Source organism: Sporomusa sp. (assembly GCF_057736855.1).
Genome location: NZ_JBYKYF010000024.1, coordinates 788 through 1,319 on the forward strand (window position 1 = coordinate 788; position 532 = coordinate 1,319).

Below are 532 nucleotides of genomic sequence, written 5' to 3' on the forward strand. Positions count from 1 at the left end.
ATGGCGAATGGTATATCGTCGATTATGATCAAGCTATTAGTGAAGCGAAATACAAAGTATTAGCTCAATTGCTTACTCGCATATAAAAACAGGGTACCGGTTTACCGGTACCTGTACTTTATTGTGGTAATGAGCGATGTCCAAGCCCTACAGCCACTTCATTAAGATTTAGCACACCAACGCCAAAATAAATAGCTACACAGAGATGCTCACCATGCCGGGCAATTCCAATTTTGCCACCGACGTTAAGACCAACTGCCTTGGGGATAACTTGTTCTAAGGCTTCCCGGACCGCTCCAGCAACGGCGCCTTCACCAACATGATTACTGGGTACTAGGTTTTGGCGTTGTGCAGCTACAACCGCTCTTTCAATGATTTTCTTTACAGAAGGAAGCAACTCGCCGCCAAAATCTACTGCTACTGTTAGCAGACCACGTTTTGCAAATAATTGTCGAGTTTCTTGCTCATCCTGCCTGTTTTCACTGATAGCCATTCGTAGTGCGGCGCGGCCAACATCTATGCTAGTTATATC

The 532-nt window shown here is 45.1% G+C and carries 1 protein-coding gene; it reads right to left on the reverse strand.

All coding sequences use genetic code 11. From position 1 onward, the window contains the following. Positions 1-118: 118 nt before the first annotated feature. Positions 119-532, reverse strand: a 414-nt coding sequence (locus AC29Z1_RS03055; RefSeq protein WP_488269984.1) for a HutP family protein, incomplete at its 5' end; no start/stop codon positions are given.